Origin of the sequence: Chromobacterium piscinae (genome assembly GCF_021129175.1) — a bacterium.
In the GTDB taxonomy this organism is placed as follows: domain Bacteria; phylum Pseudomonadota; class Gammaproteobacteria; order Burkholderiales; family Chromobacteriaceae; genus Chromobacterium; species Chromobacterium piscinae.
Genome location: NZ_JAJOHV010000104.1, coordinates 1 through 19,677, shown reverse-complemented (window position 1 = coordinate 19,677; position 19,677 = coordinate 1). Strand labels below are relative to the sequence as shown.

Genomic DNA, 19,677 nt, shown 5'->3' with positions numbered 1-19,677 from the left:
CTGCCCGCAAAAAAGCGCATGCCTGTCCGCCTCCGCCGCGCTGGAGCACCGCAAAACAAACAGGCCGGCGTTGCCGCCGGCCTGTTCCAGACACATCTATATAGTGAATCAGCCCTTGCGCAGCTTGGCGAAGGCGGCCGCCATCGCGGTATCGCCCTGCGGCGCCGATTGCTGCCCACGCGGCTGGCGCGGACGGTTGTCGGAGCGGCTGTCGTTGCGGCTGCCGCGGCTATTGCCGGAACCGATCTCGTCGTCCAGGCGCATCGTCAGCGCAATGCGCTTGCGCGCCACGTCCACCTCCAGCACTTTCACCTTGACCACGTCGCCGGCCTTGACCACTTTGCGCGGATCATCGATGAACTTGTTGGACAGCGCCGAAATGTGGACCAGGCCATCCTGATGCACGCCGATGTCGACGAAGGCGCCGAAGTTGGCCACATTGGTGACCACCCCTTCCAGCACCATGCCCGGCTGCAGATGCTTGATGTCCTCGACACCATCCTGGAAGGTGGCAGTCTTGAATTCCGGCCGCGGGTCGCGGCCCGGCTTGTCCAGCTCTTTCAAGATATCCATCACCGTCGGCAGGCCGAAGCGCTCGTCGGTGTAATCGGTGGCGCGCACCGACTTAAGGAAAGAAGAATCGCCGATCAGGGTCTTCACGTCGCGACCAGCCCTGGCCACGATCTTCTCCACCACCGGATACGCTTCCGGGTGCACCGACGACGCATCCAGCGGGTTGTCGCCGCCGGCGATGCGCAGGAAGCCGGCCGCCTGCTCGAAAGTCTTGTCGCCCAGACGCGGCACTTTCAGCAGTTCCTTGCGGGTGCGGAAAGCGCCGTTCTGGTCGCGATAGGAGACGATATTTGACGCCAGCGTGACATTGAGGCCGGAGATGCGGGTCAGCAGCGGCACCGATGCGGTATTGACGTCGACACCGACCGCATTCACGCAATCCTCCACCACGCCGTCCAGCGCGCGCGCCAGTTGGCTCTGGTTTACGTCATGCTGGTACTGGCCGACGCCGATGGACTTGGGATCGATCTTCACCAGCTCGGCCAGCGGATCTTGCAGCCGACGGGCGATGGACACCGCGCCGCGCAGGCTAACGTCCATATCGGGGAATTCCTTGGCCGCCAGCTCGGACGCCGAATACACCGAGGCGCCGGCTTCCGACACCACGATCTTGGTCATGCCCAATTGCGGGAAAGCCTTGATCAGGTCCTGGGCCAGCTTGTCGGTTTCGCGGCTGGCGGTGCCGTTGCCGATGGAAATCAGGTCCACCTTGTGGCGCACGCACAGCGCGCCGAGGATGGCGATGGATTTGTCCCATTCGCGGCGCGGCTCGTGCGGGTAGATGGCGGTGGTGTCCAGCACCTTGCCGGTATCGTCGACCACAGCCACCTTGCAGCCGGTGCGCAGGCCCGGGTCCAGGCCCAGCGTCGCGCGGCGGCCGGCCGGCGCGGCCAGCAGCAGATCGTGCAGGTTGGCGGCGAACACCTTGATCGCCTCGCCGTCGGCGGCGTCTTTCAAGCGCGACACCAGCTCCAGCTCCAGCGACAGGAAGATCTTGGCGCGCCAGCACAGGCGCACGCCGTCCAGCAGCCACTTGTCGGCGGCGCGGCCGGCATCCTTGACGCCGAAGCGGGCGGCGATCAGTTGCTCATAGGCCGAGCGCTCGGTAATCGGCGTCTCGTCCGGCTGATATTTCAGCGCGACGCTCAGCACACCCTCGTTGCGGCCGCGCAAGAGCGCCAATGCGCGGTGCGAGGGCATCGCCTTGATATGCTCGCGGTGATCGAAGTAGTCGGAGAACTTGGCGCCTTCGTTTTCCTTGCCCGCCACCACGGCGGCGGCCAGCTCGCCCTCGTTCCACAGCTTTTCGCGCAGCTGGCCCAGCAACTCGGCGTCTTCGGCGAAGCGCTCGATCAGGATGGCGCGCGCGCCGTCCAATGCCGCCTTGGCGTCGGCGACGCCGGCTTCGGCATTGACATAGGTTTCGGCCAGCACGTTCGGGTCTTGTGACGGATCGGCCAGCAGGCTGTCAGCCAGCGGCTCCAGGCCGGCCTCGCGGGCGATCTGCGCCTTGGTGCGGCGCTTGGGTTTGTAGGGGAGGTAAAGATCTTCCAGCGTGGTCTTGTTGTCGCTGGCGTAGAGGGCCGCTTCCAGTTCCGGGGTGAGCTTGCCCTGCTCGGCGATGCTCTTGAGGATGCTGTCGCGGCGGTCGTCCATCTCGCGCAGGTAGACCAGGCGTTCGGCCAGCGTGCGTAGCTGGGTATCGTCCAAACCGCCGGTGACTTCCTTGCGGTAACGGGCGATGAAGGGAACGGTGGCGCCGCCATCGATCAACTCGATGGTCGCCGCCACCTGGGATTCGCGGACGGCAAGCTCAGCCGCCAGGCGGCTGGAAAGGCTTTTCAGCATCGGCTTTTATTCTTTCGCGTCGAACAAAAACCGTTACTGTACCTCCATCCGCCGCAAAATCAAGCCGCGACCGGACGCGCCAGCCAGGCTTGCGCTTCTTCTATCAGGTCGAAATACTGGACATGAGTATGGGACAGCAGGCCGGCGATGTGGGTGGCCAGGCGTATCCATACGTCGCCGACAACGATGGCCACGCGGCCCAGCTTTTCCTCATGCGCGCGCATGAAGCGCACCTCCTCCATCGCCATGTCCAGCGTGAAGTCTTTCAGTTCGGTCAGGTCCAGCAACATGTCCGGCTTGTCGCGCTCCTCCAGCCGCTTCAGCAGCGCCTGCTCCAGCAACTGAAAATCGGCCAGCGTGAATTCGTTGAACAAAGCCACATCCAGGCCATAATCCTGCTCACGGATCGAGATCATTCGCTTCTCCACTTCTGTTTGATTGTCGCAAGCGCTTTGACTGTATTCTAGCGCCGTCCAGCCAACATGCCGCTGACCACGATCAAACCCATCGCCAGCAGCGAATCCACTGTCAACGCATCTCCCCACACCAAAGCGCCCAACAGGCAGGAAAACACCACGGTCAGGTAGGACAGATTGGCTGCGGTCAGCTTGCGCCCCACCTTATAAGCGCGGGTCATCGCCAGTTGCGCCAGCGTGGCAGTCGCGCCGACGCCCAGCAGCAAGCCCACATTGTCCAGCGTCACCGGATGCCAACGCTCGAAACACATCAGCAGCAGGCCGCCGACGGTGGAAATCAAGGCGAAATAGAACACCACCCGCCATTCGGCCTCGCCCTGCCGCCCCAGCTCCCGCACATGCAGGTAAGACCAGCCGGCCAGAAAACCGGAAGCCAGCCCCAGCAGGCCCGCGAACCAGACATCGCCGGACAAGGTCGGCTTCAGCAGCAACACCACACCGACGAAGCCTAGCGCCAGCCCGCCCAGCGCCTGCGCCGGCAGCCGCTCGCGCAACAGAGCGACGGACAGCAAGGCCAGAAACATCGGCGAGGTGTAGGTCAACGTCGACGCCGTCGCCAACGGCAGGTGGGCAATGGCGTAAAACGACATCAGCAGCGAGGTGTAGCCGATCACGCCGCGCTGCAGGTGATAGCGCAACAAGGGCGTGGCGAAGCGTTCCCGTCGCCACAAGGCCGCGCCGCCCAGCGTCAGCACGCCGATCAGGGTGCGCCAGAACACCAGCTCCGTCGATGAGAAATGCTCGGCGCCCAGTTTGACGAACAAGCCCATCAGGGCGAAAAACACCGCAGCCACCACCATCCAGCCGGAACCCAGGCGGAAACCCGCCAACCTGCCATGCACAAGCACTTTCTTGCCTTCCCTGCCGCTCGGCCCGCGGGCCGCGATTGCATACTCTTATTTCTTAGCCAAAGCCACGCTCAGACAAATGGACTCCATCTGCCGGCGGTAAGTCTTGAATTCCGACGCGTTGGCGGTGCAGCGCGCCTCCAGCAGCCGGTTCTTGTCCACCAACTGGATCACATGCAGATTATGGCGCACGATCCACAAGCGGTTGGACACGAAGCGGCCGTCGCGGTACTCGGTGACCAAACGCCCCGTCTTCTGATTGACGCGGACGAAGTTGGCCGCCTCGCGGTCGCCGTCCTCCTGGCGGAACATCGCCGCCAATCTCGGCAGCGTATCGCTTCGTCCCGGCTTGCGCACGCCGATCTGTACTTCGATCGCGGCGCGCTCGCGCTGGTCAGCTTTAGGCGGGATCACCTTCAACACCCTGACGCGATCGACGACGCTGGCGCGCACCTTCCAGCCAGGCGGCAGCGTGAAGCGCGCCTTGCTGACCGGATCGGCGTAAGTGGCCGCCAGCGCGAGCGGACTGGCCAGCAGCGCGCCCAGCACCAGCATGCGGAAAATTGCGGACATGATCTTGGCCGATGGGAGGATAAAAAAAGGCGCGGAATATCCCGCGCCCCTGCATTATGGCATTTAACTTGCCTATTCAGCCAGCCAATGCCGAACCCATCAGGCGTCGATAATACTCATGGAAGTGCTGCATGCCTTCCTCGGTCGGGGACTGGTACGGGCCCACCTCGTTGACGCCTGCCATCCACAGCGCCTTGCGGCCTTCGTGCATGCGGATGCAGATCTCGTCGTCTTCCTTGGCGGTTTCGAAGTAGGCGGCCTGCTCGGCCTCGATGAACTCCGGCTCGAACCACACCACGTCTTCCGGGTAGTAGAACTCGGTGATCACCGTGCACTTCTCCGGACCGCGCGGAATCACCACGCTGACCACCAGCACGTGCGGATACCACTCCACCATGATATTGGGGTAGTAGGTCAGCCAGATGGCGCCGAACTCGGGCTGCTGCTCCTCGTAGCGGCGGCGCACTTCCTCGTGCCACTTGCCGTACACCCTGGATCCGGCGCGCGCCAGGCGGTTCTTCACGCCCACGGTCTGCACGTGGTAGCTGTCGCCCCACTCCCATTTCAGGTCGCCGCAATCGACGAAATTGCCGAGGCCAGGATGGAAGGGATCAACGTGGTAGTCCTCCGAATACACCTCGATGAAGGTCTTCCAGTTGAAATCGTAATCGGCGCTGTGCGTCGAGTGGAAGGCATAGCCGTCGAAGGTCATGTGCTTGGCGACGCCCAGCATCTCCAGATCGGCCGCCACATTGCGGCGCGCGTCGAACAGCAGGCCGTTCCAGCGTGCCAGCTTGGTCTGGCTCAGGTTCAGGCATGGCGTTTCCGGAAAATGCGGCGCGCCCACCAGCTTGCCGCCGGCGTCGTAGGTCCAGCCGTGCAGATTGCAGACGATGTGATTGCCATTGCCGCGGCCTTTGTAGATGACGGCCTGGCGATGGCGGCAGACGTTGGAGATCAGCTTGATCTCGCTGTCCACGTTCTTGAGCATCTTGCCGTGGCCCAGCCACTCCAGCGTGTGATAGTCGCCGGGATTGGGCGCCATCAGCTCATGGCCATAGTACTGCGGAGCGTCTGCGAACAGCAGCTCCTGCTCCTTGGCGTAGAACGCGGGATCGAAATAGGTATAAATGGGTAGCTGGGCTGCGGATGCTTGAAGCAGTTGAGCAGAAGCCAGATCAGACATTATTCCCACACCTCCGTGGAAGAAGATATAAGACCAGCCGAATCTCGCTCGGGACGAGTTTGCGGGACTATCAAAAACAATCAATCAAAACAAGGGTGAACCCTGTCTTACGAGGGCGGAATTATGCCCTCCCCCCTCCCCCGGGGCAAGCGTTAATTCTTTGTGACAATTCTGTTCAGACACGAACTTGTCGAGGGATATGCCCCTACCCCCTGCCAATGGCAAACAATCTGCATGGCAGTTAATTAAAATCAAAGACTTGCCAAGTTTAGTGCGCCGCAACATTAGAAGCCGTTAATTTATAGTGATATACTAGGCTCGACTTTGTTGCCACATCGACTGTCTGATTTTCGCCTTGACCAGGCCGGACCGCTCATCGGCCCGCCCCATGGCCCGGCTAAGGCCTTGATATGGCGAAGCGGATGGATCGATACGCCCCGGGATGCCCGGGCGCAACAACAGGCTGGCTAAACCGCCCGCCATGCGCTACCACACGGTAAGGAAACCGGCCGCGCGGCCCACCGGCCGCCGCCTCCGCTCCGGCAGCAAATTGGCTGCAAGCGCATCGCAGTGGATTATTTCACCGATTTCATCCTTTTTTTTCAAATTACATGTTCAAAGCTATGAATTCCAGCATCCTCGTCATCAATTGCGGCAGTTCCTCCCTGAAATTCGCGCTGATCGACAGCGCCAGCCATGAAGCGGTCATGACCGGCCTGGCCGAGAAGCTGGGCCTGGCCGACGCCTGCATCACCTTCAAGCACGACGGCGGCAAGCAGACCGCCCTGCTGTCGGCCCCGGACCACGCCGCGGCCATGCACGCCATCATCGAGAAGCTGCAGCAGGTGTCGCTGCTGGACAGCGTGAAGGCCATCGGCCACCGCGTGGTGCACGGCGGCGAACACTTCAAGCAATCGGCGCTGCTGGACGAAAACGCCATCAACGAAATCGAGCGCTGCATCAAGCTGGCGCCGCTGCACAACCCGGCGCACATCCTGGGCATCCGCACTGCTATCAAGGAATTCCCGAGCCTGCCGCAAGTGGCCGTGTTCGACACCTCCTTCCACCAGACCATGCCGGAGAAGGCGTATCTGTACGCGGTGCCGATGAAGCTGTACCGCGAAAACAGCCTGCGCCGCTATGGCATGCACGGGACCAGCTACCGCTTCGTGGCCGAAGAAGCCGCCAAGATGCTGGGCAAGCCGGCCGATGAAACCAGCCTGGTGATCGCCCACCTGGGCAACGGCGCGTCCATCTCCGCCATCCGCAACGGCAAGTGCGCCGACACCTCGATGGGCCTGACCCCGCTGGAAGGCCTGGTGATGGGCACCCGCTCCGGCGACATCGACCCCAGCGTGTTCGGCTACCTGGCCACCGAGCGCGGCATGGACATCACGTCCATCACCAATATGCTGAACAAGGAATCCGGCCTGTTGGGCCTGTCCGAGCTGTCCAACGACTGCCGCGAACTGGAAGAAGCCGCCGCCAAGGGCCACGAAGGCGCCAAGCGCGCGCTGGAAGTGTTCGCTTACCGCCTGGCCAAGTATGTGGCCTCGATGAGCGTGGGCGCGGGCCGCCTGGACGCCGTGGTGTTCACCGGCGGCATCGGCGAGAACTCCTCCTTCCTGCGCGCCGAAGTGATCAACCAGCTGGGCTTCCTGGGCCTGAAACTGGACGCCGCCGCCAACGAAGCGTGCATCCGCGGCAACGCAGGCCGCATCACCGCCGCCGATTCCGTGCCGGCGCTGGTGATCAACACCAATGAAGAACTGATGATCGCCATGGACACCGCCGAACTGGCCGGTTTGGCCAAGTAAGGAAGGCGAGCGATCATGCAAACATTCTTTCTTGCCCCCACCGGCTTCAACGCCGGCCTGACTTCGGTCACGCTGGGCGCGATCCGCTCGCTGGAACAGGCCGGCCTGCGCGTGGGCTTCGTCAAGCCCATCGCCCAGGACACCAAGGACGGCGAAGCCGAGCGCTCCACCCACTTCGCCCAGGCCATCTGCCGCCTGAACCCGCCACAGCCGATCAGCATGGACCGCGTCGAGCACCTGCTGTCGCAAGGCCAGGTTGACCAGTTGATGGAAGAGGTGGTGAGCCTGTTCCAGCAAGCCTCGCAAAACGTGGACGTGGTGATCGTGGAGGGCCTGGTGCCCGACCAGAAGCAGGTGTTCTCCACCTTCCTCAACACCAAGATCGCCCGCAACCTGCAGGCCCAGACCATCCTGGTGAGCTCGGTCAAGGCGCTGAACGCGACCGAAATCGCCGAACAGCTGGAAATGAACATCCAGGCCTTCGGCGCGCAAACCGTGTCCGGCTACATCCTCAACCACGTGCTGCCCGGCGCCGACCGCGCCGAACTGGCGCGCGAGGTGCAGGAATCCGGCAATCTGAAGAAAGCCGGCCTACCGCTGCTGGGCGTGATCCCGTACCAGCAGGAACTGCTGGCGCCGCGCACGCAGGATGTGGCCCGCTATCTGAACGCCAATGTGGTGCACGCCGGCCAGCAAGCCAATCGCCGCGTGCGCAACATGGTGGTGGCCGCCCGCACCGCGCCGAACATCGTCAACCTGCTGAAGCCGGGCGCGCTGATCATCACCCCGGGCGAACGCGAAGACGTGGTGATGGCCACCTCGATGGCCGCGATGAACGGCGTGCCGCTGGCCGGCCTGCTGCTGACCTGCGACTCCGAGCCCGATCCGCGCATCCAGCAGCTGTGCCAGCAAGCCTTCACCGGCGGCTTGCCTGTGCTGGCCACCTCGCTGAACTCGATGGAAACCGCCAGCGCGCTGAACGCGATGAGCCACCAGGTGCCGTCCGACGACCTGGAACGGATGGAAAAGGTGATCGAGCACGTCGCCGAATTCCTGGACGTCTCCACGCTGAAGCAGAGCGTCGGCGAGCCGCGCGAAATCCGCCTGCCGCCGCCGGCCTTCCGCTTCCAGCTGATGGAAAAGGCCCGTAAAGCCAACAAGCGCATCGTGCTGCCGGAAGGCAACGAGCCGCGCACCATCCAGGCCGCCGCCATCTGCCAGGAAAAAGGCATCGCCCGCTGCGTGCTCTTGGGCAACCGCGCCGAGATCCTGCAAGTGGCCGAAACTCAGGGTGTGACGCTGCCGGAATCGGTCGAGATCCTGGATCCGAACGAAATCCGCGGCCAGTACGTGGGACCGATGGTCGAGCTGCGCAAGGGCAAGGGCCTGAACGAACCGATGGCGCTGGCCCAGCTGGAAGACACCGTGGTGTTGGGCACCATGATGCTGGCGATGAACGAAGTGGACGGCCTGGTTTCCGGCGCCGTGCACACCACCGCCAACACCATCCGTCCGGCGCTGCAGCTGATCAAGACTGCTCCGGGCTCCAGCATCGTGTCCTCGGTGTTCTTCATGCTGATGCCGGAACAAGTCTACGTGTACGGCGACTGCGCGGTAAACCCGGACCCGACCGCGGAACAGCTGGCCGACATCGCCATCCAGTCCGCCGACTCGGCCGTCGCCTTCGGCATCACCCCGCGCGTGGCGATGATCTCCTACTCCACCGGCTCGTCCGGCAGCGGCACCGACGTGGAGAAGGTGCGCGAAGCCACCCGCATCGCCCAGGAAAAACGCCCTGACCTGCTGATCGACGGCCCGATGCAGTACGACGCCGCCTCGGTGGAATCCGTCGGCCGCCAGAAGGCCCCGGACAGCCAGGTCGCCGGCCGCGCCACCGTGTTCGTGTTCCCGGACCTGAACACCGGCAACACCACCTACAAGGCGGTGCAGCGCTCCGCCAACGTGGTGTCTGTGGGCCCGATGCTGCAAGGCCTGCGCAAGCCGGTCAACGACCTGTCGCGCGGCGCGCTGGTGGACGACATCGTCTACACCATCGCCCTGACCGCGCTGCAGGCGGAGCAGACGCCGGCGAATTGATCTAAAACTTGATCACGCAAAAAAATGCCGCGTACCTTTACAGGTGCGCGGCATTTTTTGAATCAAGACAACAACCGTCAGCAAACAATTTTTCAGCAAATTATAAAACGACAAAAATCACATTGCATCAAACGCATTCTTGAATTTGCTATTCAAAATAAGCACAGTCGATCTAAACCCAACAACTTCGCTATCATGCTGCTTGATGAATGTCGACACATCCCCATACTCGCCATCATCAACAAGCTCCGCATATTCAGCATAAAAAACCGAATTATTCTTGCTCAGCAAAATCATTGACAAAAGGTAATTATCCTTTCCACCATAGCTGCCGCCTAAATACTTCAAGCCAACTTTCCCGCTGTTCACCAAGAAATCATTCCATGAAAAAATTTTGGCATAACTAATAGCCCTGCAATCAAGAGACCTTTGATCCAGACTTAAAAGTTCTCTATCAATTATACTTTTCCCACCCCAATCAGGATTGCACACATTAGGAACCGATGCCAACCAGGTTCTGTTCTTAAAGCCCCCCAGCGGCATTCTTAAAATCAATAATTTCCTTGGCCGATCCCCCTCAATGATATCAGTCGAAACCAGCATCACTCGCCCATGAGGCACTGATTCAGACTTACTATCTTTGGATAAATCATTCAGAACGGGAATGTCAGCAGATGCCGCAACCAACACCCAATCACCAGCGGGCAAAGGTATATTCATACTGCCAACAGACATTGCTTCAGAAAAGCGAGAACCGACAGGAAAAGACGACTTGAATTTCTCCACTCGTTGCGATGGAGATTCAAAAAAACCAAACTTGACTTCAGCGGCTATCGAAGACAAAGAGAATAGGCTTAGAAAAATAATTACGATACCATTCATGATTCAATCCTCAATATAGAGTAATTTATACATGAAGAAATTCTCGTACCATTCAAGCACACACTACCAACCTTAAGGGTCACCGTCAATAAATAGCAAATCAGATGATCTATAACATTGAGCGGTGCCACTCAAAAACTCAACATAGCCCATCATCATCAAATAGTCATCCAAGACACATCGTCCGGATCACCCTCTATTCTTCCACATTCAACTTTTAGACATTTTAATTAGTATTTTCATTGAGTAATTTCCAAATCCGTTAACAAACCCAAGATACCAGCCTAATTGATATATAAGGAGTCACACGTCTCTATTCCAATAGAGCTCTCAACTGCCGCGCCACTCCCGCCTGGTCGTGGTCGCCTATCACCGGCGCGGCCGGCAGACGGCGCTTCAGTTCCGGATGCGCGTTGGCCATCACATGCGGCAGGCCGGCCAGCGCCAGCATTTCCGCGTCGTTGAGATTGTCGCCGAAGGCCGCGCAGTCTTCCGCGCCAATGCCCAAATGGTCGAGCAGACGGCGCAGCGCGCTGCCCTTGTGCACGCCGGGCGCCATCACCTCCAGGTAACAGATATGGGAATAAGTCATCGACACTTCATCGCCCAGCTCGCGGGCGATGTCGGCCTCCACCACCTTCAATTGCGCCGGCTCGCCGCAGAAGATCACCTTGGACACGTCATCGGCCTTGAGGCCAGCCAGGTCCTCGATTTCCGTCACTTCCCCGGTGTAATGGCTGAACTCGCGCCGGCTGTGGTAAGCCATGATGCAGTCGTCGCGGTAGACGCCCAGCTCGGTTTCCCGGATCAGCTCCGGCCGCAGCAGCCTGGCCAGCAAGGCCGGCGACAACCGGCTTTGATAGAGAAGCTCGCCGTCCGCCAGATGGATGCGCGCGCCGTTGGCGCTGATCACCGGCACCGGCGGCAGATCCCGCGGCCATAGTTTCCGCGCCTGGCGCTCATGTCGGCCGGTGGCTACGGCCAGGGCGATGCCGCGCTCGACCGCCTCCCGCAGAGCGTCGCGCGTCTCGTCCGCCACCCGCGAATCCTTGTCCAGCAAGGTGCCATCCAGATCGGAAACAATCAGTCGCATATCAAAATCTCCGTGTTCGCATCGCTGGATTGTGCACGATCACGCAAAATCAGGCAAATAATCATGCACAATTCAGCACAAATTATGCCGTTTCTTTGACTGCGTCTGCACGATCGTGCAACACTTCCGCCATTCCGTCTGACTTCGATTCCGCCATGTCCAAAGAACGCGCAAGCGCCAACCCGCCTTCCGGCCGCCATCAATACATCCGCGAGCAATTGCGGCTGCACGGCCGGGTTTACGCCGGCGAGCTGGCTGCGTCGCTCGGCGTGTCCGAGGATTCGATACGCCGCGATCTGCGCGAGCTGGCGGCGGACGGCGCCTGCCAGCGCGTCTATGGCGGCGCCATCGCGCTGACGCCGAACCGCCATGGCTTCCTGCAGCGCCGCCACGAAAACACCGAGCGCAAGGCCCGGCTGGCCGCGGCGGCGGTGCGGCTGCTCAAGCCCGGCCAATTCGTGTTCCTGGACGGCGGCACCACCAATCTGGAAATCGCCCGCGCCTTGCCGGAACAGCTGCCGCTGACGGTGGCGACCAACTCCATTCCGATCGCCGCCGCGCTGTTCGGCCAGAAGCAGCTGTCGGTGCTGGTGCTGGGCGGCAGCCTCAACCATCAGAGCGGCGACGCGCTGGGCACCACCGCCACCCGGATGCTGGACACGATGCGGCCTGACATCTGCTTTCTCGGCACCTGCTCGGTGGACGGCGAACTGGGCGTGGGCACGGTGATGGCCGACGAGGCCGCGTTCAAGCGCCATCTGGTCCAGCAATGCGGCCACACCGTGCTGGCCGTCACCAATGAGAAACTAGACACCGCCTCGCCCTTCATCGTCGCCCCGCTGGCCGATATCGGCACCCTGATCATCGAGCCCGACGCCGACCCCATCCGCCGCGCCCATCTGGAAGCCGGCGGCGCGCCTTTGCTGATCGCCGGTTGACGCCGGCCAGCCCATCGGCATATTGCCTCCAATCAAACATTTGTTTTAAAGTTCTGCACGGCGCGCGTCCTCGATAAAACCATTACAAATCAGCGCGCTTTTGCAAACGGAACATCCTTTGGAGGGGAATCCATGTCGATACAGGCCATCACCGAATGGTTCATCCCGGACGACGTCCGGCAGATTCCGGAACAGGCGATACGCGCGCGCACCGTGGTCGGCGTCGGCCTGCTGGCCGGCCTGATGGCGCCGCTGTTCGCCGTCGAATACCTGATGCTGGGCCACTATCCGATGGCCGAAGGCATCGCGCTGGGCGGGCTGGGCCTGCTGTGCGGCCCGCTATTGCTGCGGCTCAGCGGCGCGGTGCGGGCCACCGCCGAATTCATCACCAGCTGCATGTACGCGATGGTGTGCTGGATGGTGTTCGTCAACGGCGGCATCCTGTCCACCAGCCTGATGTGGTTCGCCGCCATCCCGTTCACCGCCGTCTTCATCGCCACCCGCCGCTCCGGCATGTTCTGGCTGGCGATGTCGCTGGCCGCGGTGGGCATCATCATGTGGCTGTCCGGCATCGACGCGCTGCCCAAGAGCCCGCTGCCGCGCGAGGAGCTGCCCAAGCTGCAGGCCAAGTCGCTGGCCGGCCTGTCGCTGGTGGTGCTGGCGCTGGCGCTGGCTTTCGACAAGGCCAAGAGCAAGAGCTTCGAGAAGCTGGAAACCGCGCGCGCCGAAGCCGAGCGCGCTGGCGAGGCGCTGGCGCGGATGATGGAGCAGATCGGCCATTCGATCCGCGACGCCTCCGGCGCCAGCCGCCAGATCGCCGACAGCACCGGCAGCATGGCGCGCACCATGGCCGAACAGCGCGAACGCTCCGAGGACATGGTGGTGGTCGCCCAGCAGATGGCGGTGGTCACCAGCCAGAACGCCGAACAGTCAACCACCGCCACGCTGCTGGCGCAGAACTCCGGCGAAGCCGCGCGCGAGGGCGGCAAGGCGATGAACCAGGCGGTGGACCAGCTGGGCCGCGCCGGCGCGGTGATCGGCCACGCTTCTGACCGGCTGGAAGAACTAGGCCAGCGCAGCGCCGAGGTCAGCGGCATCGTGCAGCTGATCCGCGACATCGCCGACCAGACCAATCTGCTGGCGCTGAACGCCGCGATCGAAGCGGCGCGCGCCGGCGAAACCGGCCGCGGCTTCGCGGTGGTGGCGGACGAGGTGAGGAAGCTGGCCGAGCGCACCCAGAACGCCACCAAGGACATCGAAAGCAAGATCCGGGTGATCGTAGACGGCACCAATGAGGCGCTGGTGGCGATGCGCGACGGCAACCAGCAGATGCAAGCCGGCCGCGACCACGCCCAAGACGCGCAGCGTAAGCTGTCCGGCATCATAGAGGGCGCCGGCGAGCTGGCCGGCCTGCTGCAGCAGGTGTCCCAGGCCGAGGCCAGCCAGAACCAGGGCTTCTCGCAGTTCGCCGGCGACATCGTCGCCGTCGGCGAGTCCAGCCGCAGCCTGTCCGGCGAAACCCACAACATCGCCGAGGCGGTGCGCCGGCTGGACCAGCAGATGGACAAGCTGCACCAGGCGGTAATTCGCCAAGACACCTTGTCCGCGACTCCGCGGCCCACATACCATTAAGCCCATATGCGGCTTGGCGGTTGTCCTTACATCACCAAGCCGCACATAGCGGCCTTTCAAGCCAATCGACTGATCGTTTTGCTCGGTTTTATAACAAAGCAGTGTATTAACAGGATATGACACCCGCCCTAGGCTGCGCTTGCATTCACACACCAGCCTCGCCACTTTTCCCAGCGGAGGATAGCGCTCAGGCAGAGTCCTGCTTGGACTAAAAACCAGACGGCTCAGTACTCACGCGTCAGCGAGAAAACCGCACCCTCAGCCCCTAAAGCGCTTCCCTTCATCGATCTAGAAAAACAAATCATGTCCAGCCACAACTCACAGCCCTCGCCAAACCCGTCGGTCCTATTGCCCAAGGAACTGTTATTGCGCTACGCGCTTATCTCTTTGATTGTGACAGGCATATTCTTTTTCCAATTCAAAATGGATGTGCCCAACCACGGCTCAGGGGATGGCATCGGCCTTGGCGTCTTCATCCTGAATCTGATTCATCACACAGCCATAGCCGCTCTCGCGCTGTTGGCATTGACCTGGATCGGCATCCCTAAAGGCAAGCGACTTGTTTTTATTCTCTTATCGCCGCTTCTAACGGCCTTCAGCCTCACGCTGCTTCCAATCATCGATGCGATTCAAGAACCCGCTCCATCCACCGACTGGCAGCGCAGCGATAAGGCTTTCAATGCTTTTGGCGCTCATTTCCCCGCGGGCAGCCTTGTTCGCACGAGCGGATATTGGTTCTGGAAAAAGGCAAGCGATGGTTCAAGCGAGCACCCAATCCAATGGGGCTCGCTTTCCATCCTGAAATTGGAACAAACGTTATACCCGGGCCTGGACAAGAAAAACCTCGAGGCCACCCTGGCAAAACCACAAGTCATCTCAGGCTGGACATGCTCGACCAACGCGACATTCGAGCTGCCGTTGAAACAGCGCGATAACGAGCCTTACTATTGGCCCTTTATCGGTTGCAATCTGGATCTGCCTGTACTGAAAACCATGCTGGGCGGGCATTGGAGCTTTCCCACCGAACTCTCCCGCAACGATGGCGACGACGAACCGTGGACGCTCTCGCAACGCGAGCCTGAAATCCGCTGTCAAAAGCCACAAATAGTCGATGGCTTCAAACTGAACTACATTCAGAGCGCGCGGCTGAATGGCCAGCGCCGCATGGTTTTTCTGCTGGCGCAAACCTGCGGCGACATAACCATCGGCCGCTATCGCTTCCCCGATGACAGCTATCTGCAGCAAAGAGAAATAAACGAATACTGGCTATCCGGCTCCGGCAAAAACTTGACCACTGGAGAAAGCGTCAGCTGCGTGAAACTGAAATCTACGACAGAAGCCCTTTCCCCATGCTGACAGCTGCAGCGGCGATCCATCGCCTCACATTCTTTTGCGATGAATCTTGGTCCGCCATTTGCCTTTGACCAGCCGCCGCACCGTCGTGACCATCACCGAGCCGCCATCATCGTAGCTCAGAGACTCATCCCAAGAAGACACCAGGGTGAGGCGGCCGTGGAAATAACGATAGGTTTCGCTGCTATGGCTGCAACAGCCTCCCCGCGAGGCGGACAAGATGCGCTTGCGTTTTGCGTCTATCTGCAATTGCGGCAACTCTGACAGTTTGGCATTGCGCTCAAACCGCCCCGTCCGCTTATTGAAAACATAAACGTTATGCGTGTCGTTCGGCCCCGCGCCTCCCGCTTGCTCCAACACCAGCAGATCGAGCTCGCCATCAAAGTTGACATCGACCAGCTGAACGACATCCTCATCGGCGCTGCGCGACTCCATCGCGCTGATGTCATAGAGCGTCTGGGCCACCTTGCCGCTGCGCCTGTCGCGCGCTTCGATAGCCAAGGGCAAACGGCCCAAGCCGTTCTCGTCTCCTTCGCTCAACAAGACGCGGAAACGGAAGCGAGGATGGCGCGCCGCCTGTTCCACCCACTGGCCTCCCAAGGCGTCCGCTCGCAAAATCCAGCCTGACTTGACGCGCCCCTCATGATCAAAAGCATCCACTTTCAGCCAGTCGCCGTCCACGGCCTGCACCGCGGCAAAACTGTCTTGCGGCAACGATTCGGTAAAACCTGAGGTGTCGGCACTGTGATGCAAAGCCGTGGAGCCCGATAAATAGAGGATGTCGCGGTAGTCCCGCGACTGCAGCAAAGAAAAGTCGGAATGACGGCGCGTCACCTTTTCATGGCGAATCCATCGCCCAAAAGCCTCAGGATTGCAATTGTCGAGCATGCAAGCGATCTGCTCATCGCTGGTCGGCTTGCGGGTAGGCGGAATGCGCTCGTTCTGTTCGCTGTCATTGAGTTCGGGCCAGTCCAGAGACAATAAGTCTCCCTGCCGAGTCACGCTAGGCTCGCTACGGCCTGGGTCGCCGCTGCAGATAGGCAGATCGGATGCATAGTCATGCCAATCCGGAAAACCATAGGCCCGGCAAATTCTCTCTGCGGACTCGCTCCCGTGCCATCCTGGGGCCGTCAAAAAGAACACCATGTTCTGTTTCTCTCCCTTGGCCACCACCGCGTAACGGATTTTGGCCGACGACGGCAGCGCCGGCATATCGACAAAGCGCCGTTTCACCTCCGCTTCATCCGGAGCGCGCGGCGCGCTCCACGCGGCCGGCTCATTAAGGCGGTAAATGCCAGGCGCCAGCAAACCCTCGGCATGAGCCAGCCCCATCGCCAGAGCAAGTCCAAACAACAGCGCGCGCATACACTCTCCAATCGATATTTCAGCCACGCGCACTATACCGTTTGCCACGCGGTATTGCATAAAAGCCGCATATCGCATAGCCGGTCACGCCCCAGCTAGCGTGGTGAAAACAGTCCAGCAAACTGCGCGCTCAAACGATTTTCAGCCCCGTATGCGCGCACCAGAGGCAGCAGGATGGCGGCAGAAGGCCGCTTCGACTACCTGCTGATGGAATCCACCGGCATCTCCGAGCCGCTGCCGGAAGCTGAGACCTTCACCTTCCGCGACGAGGAAGGCCGCAGCCAGGACGATCTGGCGAGGCTGGACACTATGGTGACCGTGGCGGACGCCTGCAATTTCCTGCGCGATTACGCCTCGCGCGACAGCCTGGGGAACCGGCAGGCCAGCCTCGGCGACGAGGACGAGCGCACGGTGGTGGATCTACTGATCGAGCAGGTGGAATTCTGCGACGTCATCGCGCTGAACAAGACCGATCTGGCGAGCGCCGGGCAACTGGCCGAACTGCAGGCCATCCTGCGCTCGCTGAACCCTCGCGCCGACATCGTCAGCAGCGAATTCGGCCGCGTGCCGCTGGATCGCGTGCTCGACACCTGCCGCTTCGACTTCGATGCCGCCGCCGAAGCGCCGGGCTGGCTGGCGGAGCTGCGCGGCGAACACGTGCCGGAAACCGAAGCCTACGGCATCGACAGTTTCATCTACCGCGCGCGGCGGCCGTTCCACCCGCAAAGGCTGTGGCAGTGGATGGGCCGGCGTGGTGCGATCCAAGGGCTATTTCTGGCTGGCCAGCCGGCCCCAGTTCGCCACGCTGTGGTCGCAGGCCGGCGCGGTGGCGCGCCATTCCTGCGCCGGCTTGTGGCGGGCGGCCAGCGAGGAAGAAACCGAAGCCTGACGCAGAGGAAAGCGAGACACCCCCTGCCGGCCAATGCCGGCAGGCATGGGATCACAGCGCGTACTGCCCTGGCTGGTAGCCGCCGGCCGGCGTGTTGCAGCCGATGGAAACGCGGTTCCAGCCATTGATCGCGACGATGGCCCAGGTCAGATCGACGATTTCCTTATCGTCGAAATGGCGCGCCAGCTCAGCCCGCAGCGCTTCTTCCGGATGCCGCGCGGCCACCCGCGTCAGCGCTTCGGCCCAGGCCAGCGCGGCGCGCTCGCGCTCGGTGTAGCAAGACGCCTCGCGCCAGGCCGACAGCAGGTACAAGCGCTGCTCGGTTTCCCCAGCGGCGCGCGCGTCCTTGGTATGCATGTCGATGCAGAAGGCGCAGCCGTTCAGTTGCGACACGCGGGTCTTCACCAGCTCCAGCAGGGCATGGTCGAGGCCGCAGCCGCGGATGTAGCGCTCCAGCGCCATCTGCGCCTGGTAGCCTTGCGACGCCAGCGTCGGGTAATCGATAAAACGGGACATATTGGTGCTCCTGTAAAAAATCTTGAATGGGCATGGGCGTCATCCGCGCAGCGCGAACAGCGCCTGAGCGTCGGCGTAAGTCAGCGGCGTCCTCAACGCGGACAGATCACCCTCGCCGCGCAGCGCCGCCGCCGTCTGGCTCAGCGCCTGCATCGCCACCAGCGCCGGACCGATGGCGGTGCTGACGCGCGCCACGCCCAGCGCGGACAGCTCGGCCAAGCCGGGCACACCCGGCATCGCGGCGGCGTTGACCGGCGCCTGCACCGCCGCGCACAGCTTCGCCAACAGCGCGGGATCGGAAAGGCCCATGGGGAAGACGCCGTCGGCGCCGCTGTCCAGGTACAGCCGCGCCCGCGCCAGCGTCTCGTCGAAACGGGCTTCGGCCGGGCCTTCGCCATGCAGGAACAGATCGGTGCGGGCATTGATGAAGATGGACACCTCCAGCGCGTCCGCGGCGGCGCGGGCGGCCTGCAGGCGTTCGCGCATCTCGTCTGCGCCGCGCAGGGAGAAGCGGCCAGCGGCGTCATAGCGGCCATCCTCCAGATTGACGCCCGCCGCGCCGGCGCGAATCGCCGCGGCGACGGTGTCCGCCACCATAGCCGGCGTATCGCCGTAGCCGTCCTCCAGATCCACGCTCAACGGCGCCTTCAGCACCCTGGCGATGCGCGAGACGGCGGCCAGCAGTTCCTCGCGCGGCAGTTCGCCGCCGTCGCGATAGCCAAGCGACCACGCTACCGCGGCGCTGCTGGTGGCCAGCGCGGGGAAGCCAGCCTGCTCGAACACCCGGGCGCTCAAGGCGTCCCAGACATTGGGCAACAGCAGCGGCCTTGGGCCCTGATGCAGGCGGCGGAAGGTCTGGGCGCGGTATACGGCGTCGGCATGGTTCATCGGCATTCCTTGTCGGTTGGCGGTCATTTGGCTACCCGGCAAGATACCGGCGGGATGGTACAATGATGAGAGCCAAAAATCGTCAAAATGAGTAGGCCATGATTCCCGACGCCCTCCAGTTCGAATTGCTGCGCGGCCACGCGTCGCCGCTGCATCGCCAGCTCTATCTGCGCATCCGCGAGGCCATCCTGGCCGGCCAGTTGCCGCCGGGCGCCCGCCTGCCGGCCACGCGGGTGCTGGCCGCCGACCTCGGCATCTCGCGCGGCACCGTCGATCAGGCCTACGGCCAATTGCTGGCGGAAGGCTTTCTGCTCAGCCGCGCCGCCGCCGGCACCGTGGTCCATCCCCAGCTGGAGGCCCGACGCCTCGATCCATCGCCCCTCTCGGCGGCCGGTCCGAAGCCCGCCCTGGCCGACTCGTCCGAGCCCGCCCCGCCGCGGCCCTTCCAGCTCGGGCTGCCCGCGCTGGACGCCTTCCCGCGCAAGCTGTGGGCGCGGCTTGCCGGCCGCCGCGCCCGGGCCTTGTCGCTGACGGGGCTGAACTACCCGGACCCTGCGGGCTATCCGCCGCTGCGCGAGGCCATCATCCACCACCTGGCCCTGTTTCGCGGCATCCAGTGCTCCGCAGATCAGATATTCATCACCAGCGGCTTCCAGGCCGCGTTGGGGCTGGCGGTGCATGCCCGGCTGCGCCCCGGCGATCC

Annotated in this window: 17 protein-coding genes; 7 read left to right on the top strand and 10 right to left on the bottom strand. The window is 62.2% G+C overall.

Annotated elements, in window-relative coordinates; all coding sequences use genetic code 11:
- Positions 1 to 108: 108 nt before the first annotated feature.
- From LQR33_RS21405 to LQR33_RS21385, 5 genes are all read right to left on the bottom strand, one after another.
- On the bottom strand, positions 109 to 2,421 hold the full coding sequence (locus LQR33_RS21405; protein WP_231470361.1) for a Tex family protein: 2,313 nt from the start codon (positions 2,419 to 2,421) through the stop codon (positions 109 to 111).
- Between the two features lie 59 nt (positions 2,422 to 2,480).
- On the bottom strand, positions 2,481 to 2,837 hold the full coding sequence (locus LQR33_RS21400; RefSeq protein ID WP_021478352.1) for a SpoIIAA family protein: 357 nt from the start codon (positions 2,835 to 2,837) through the stop codon (positions 2,481 to 2,483).
- A gap of 47 nt (positions 2,838 to 2,884) precedes the next feature.
- Positions 2,885 to 3,697, bottom strand: a complete 813-nt coding sequence (locus LQR33_RS21395) for a DMT family transporter (RefSeq protein ID WP_166440912.1) — start codon at positions 3,695 to 3,697, stop codon at positions 2,885 to 2,887.
- A 96-nt stretch (positions 3,698 to 3,793) separates the two neighbouring features.
- On the bottom strand, positions 3,794 to 4,318 hold the full coding sequence (locus LQR33_RS21390; protein WP_166440903.1) for a hypothetical protein: 525 nt from the start codon (positions 4,316 to 4,318) through the stop codon (positions 3,794 to 3,796).
- A 76-nt stretch (positions 4,319 to 4,394) separates the two neighbouring features.
- Positions 4,395 to 5,504, bottom strand: coding sequence for an aromatic ring-hydroxylating oxygenase subunit alpha (locus tag LQR33_RS21385; protein WP_221665073.1), 1,110 nt, complete (start codon positions 5,502 to 5,504; stop codon positions 4,395 to 4,397).
- Between the two features lie 623 nt (positions 5,505 to 6,127).
- Here LQR33_RS21385 and LQR33_RS21380 point away from each other — a divergent pair.
- Entirely contained in the window at positions 6,128 to 7,321 is a 1,194-nt protein-coding gene (locus tag LQR33_RS21380) for an acetate kinase (protein WP_221665124.1), read from the top strand.
- Positions 7,322 to 7,336: 15 nt separating this feature from the next.
- Positions 7,337 to 9,418, top strand: a complete 2,082-nt coding sequence (pta, locus tag LQR33_RS21375) for a phosphate acetyltransferase (protein WP_166440901.1) — start codon at positions 7,337 to 7,339, stop codon at positions 9,416 to 9,418.
- A 117-nt stretch (positions 9,419 to 9,535) separates the two neighbouring features.
- Here pta and LQR33_RS21370 read toward each other — a convergent pair whose 3' ends face one another.
- Together LQR33_RS21370 and LQR33_RS21365 are read right to left on the bottom strand one after the other, a co-directional pair.
- Positions 9,536 to 10,300, bottom strand: coding sequence for a hypothetical protein (locus tag LQR33_RS21370; protein ID WP_231470359.1), 765 nt, complete (start codon positions 10,298 to 10,300; stop codon positions 9,536 to 9,538).
- Positions 10,301 to 10,613: 313 nt separating this feature from the next.
- Complete coding sequence (locus LQR33_RS21365) at positions 10,614 to 11,393, bottom strand: Cof-type HAD-IIB family hydrolase (protein ID WP_231470357.1); 780 nt, start codon at positions 11,391 to 11,393, stop codon at positions 10,614 to 10,616.
- A gap of 155 nt (positions 11,394 to 11,548) precedes the next feature.
- On the opposite strand from LQR33_RS21365, the gene LQR33_RS21360 reads away from it, so the two are divergent.
- The 3 genes from LQR33_RS21360 (at position 11,549) to LQR33_RS21350 (ending at position 15,319) form a co-directional block, all read left to right on the top strand.
- Complete coding sequence (locus LQR33_RS21360) at positions 11,549 to 12,331, top strand: DeoR/GlpR family DNA-binding transcription regulator (RefSeq protein ID WP_231470355.1); 783 nt, start codon at positions 11,549 to 11,551, stop codon at positions 12,329 to 12,331.
- Between the two features lie 132 nt (positions 12,332 to 12,463).
- The gene (locus tag LQR33_RS21355; RefSeq protein ID WP_231470353.1) at positions 12,464 to 13,963 is read left to right on the top strand and encodes a methyl-accepting chemotaxis protein; all 1,500 of its coding nucleotides are present in this window, start codon (positions 12,464 to 12,466) and stop codon (positions 13,961 to 13,963) included.
- Between the two features lie 303 nt (positions 13,964 to 14,266).
- Entirely contained in the window at positions 14,267 to 15,319 is a 1,053-nt protein-coding gene (locus tag LQR33_RS21350; protein ID WP_231470351.1) for a hypothetical protein, read from the top strand.
- A gap of 24 nt (positions 15,320 to 15,343) precedes the next feature.
- Here the strand turns inward: LQR33_RS21350 and LQR33_RS21345 are convergent, their stop codons facing one another.
- Positions 15,344 to 16,681: an XAC2610-related protein gene (locus LQR33_RS21345; RefSeq protein WP_231470348.1), complete on the bottom strand. Its 1,338-nt coding sequence runs from the start codon at positions 16,679 to 16,681 to the stop codon at positions 15,344 to 15,346.
- Positions 16,682 to 16,855: 174 nt separating this feature from the next.
- Between LQR33_RS21345 and LQR33_RS24480 the strand changes: the two genes are divergently transcribed.
- On the top strand, positions 16,856 to 17,698 hold the full coding sequence (locus LQR33_RS24480) for a GTP-binding protein (RefSeq protein WP_231470346.1): 843 nt from the start codon (positions 16,856 to 16,858) through the stop codon (positions 17,696 to 17,698).
- Here the strand turns inward: LQR33_RS24480 and LQR33_RS21335 are convergent.
- On the bottom strand, positions 17,622 to 18,086 hold the full coding sequence (locus tag LQR33_RS21335; protein ID WP_231470344.1) for a carboxymuconolactone decarboxylase family protein: 465 nt from the start codon (positions 18,084 to 18,086) through the stop codon (positions 17,622 to 17,624). The genes LQR33_RS24480 and LQR33_RS21335 overlap by 77 nt on opposite strands.
- A gap of 39 nt (positions 18,087 to 18,125) precedes the next feature.
- The gene (locus tag LQR33_RS21330) at positions 18,126 to 18,974 is read right to left on the bottom strand and encodes an isocitrate lyase/PEP mutase family protein (protein ID WP_221665081.1); all 849 of its coding nucleotides are present in this window, start codon (positions 18,972 to 18,974) and stop codon (positions 18,126 to 18,128) included.
- A 98-nt stretch (positions 18,975 to 19,072) separates the two neighbouring features.
- Between LQR33_RS21330 and LQR33_RS21325 the strand changes: the two genes are divergently transcribed.
- A partial coding sequence (locus tag LQR33_RS21325) for a GntR family transcriptional regulator (RefSeq protein ID WP_231470341.1) occupies positions 19,073 to 19,677 on the top strand: 605 nt, incomplete at its 3' end.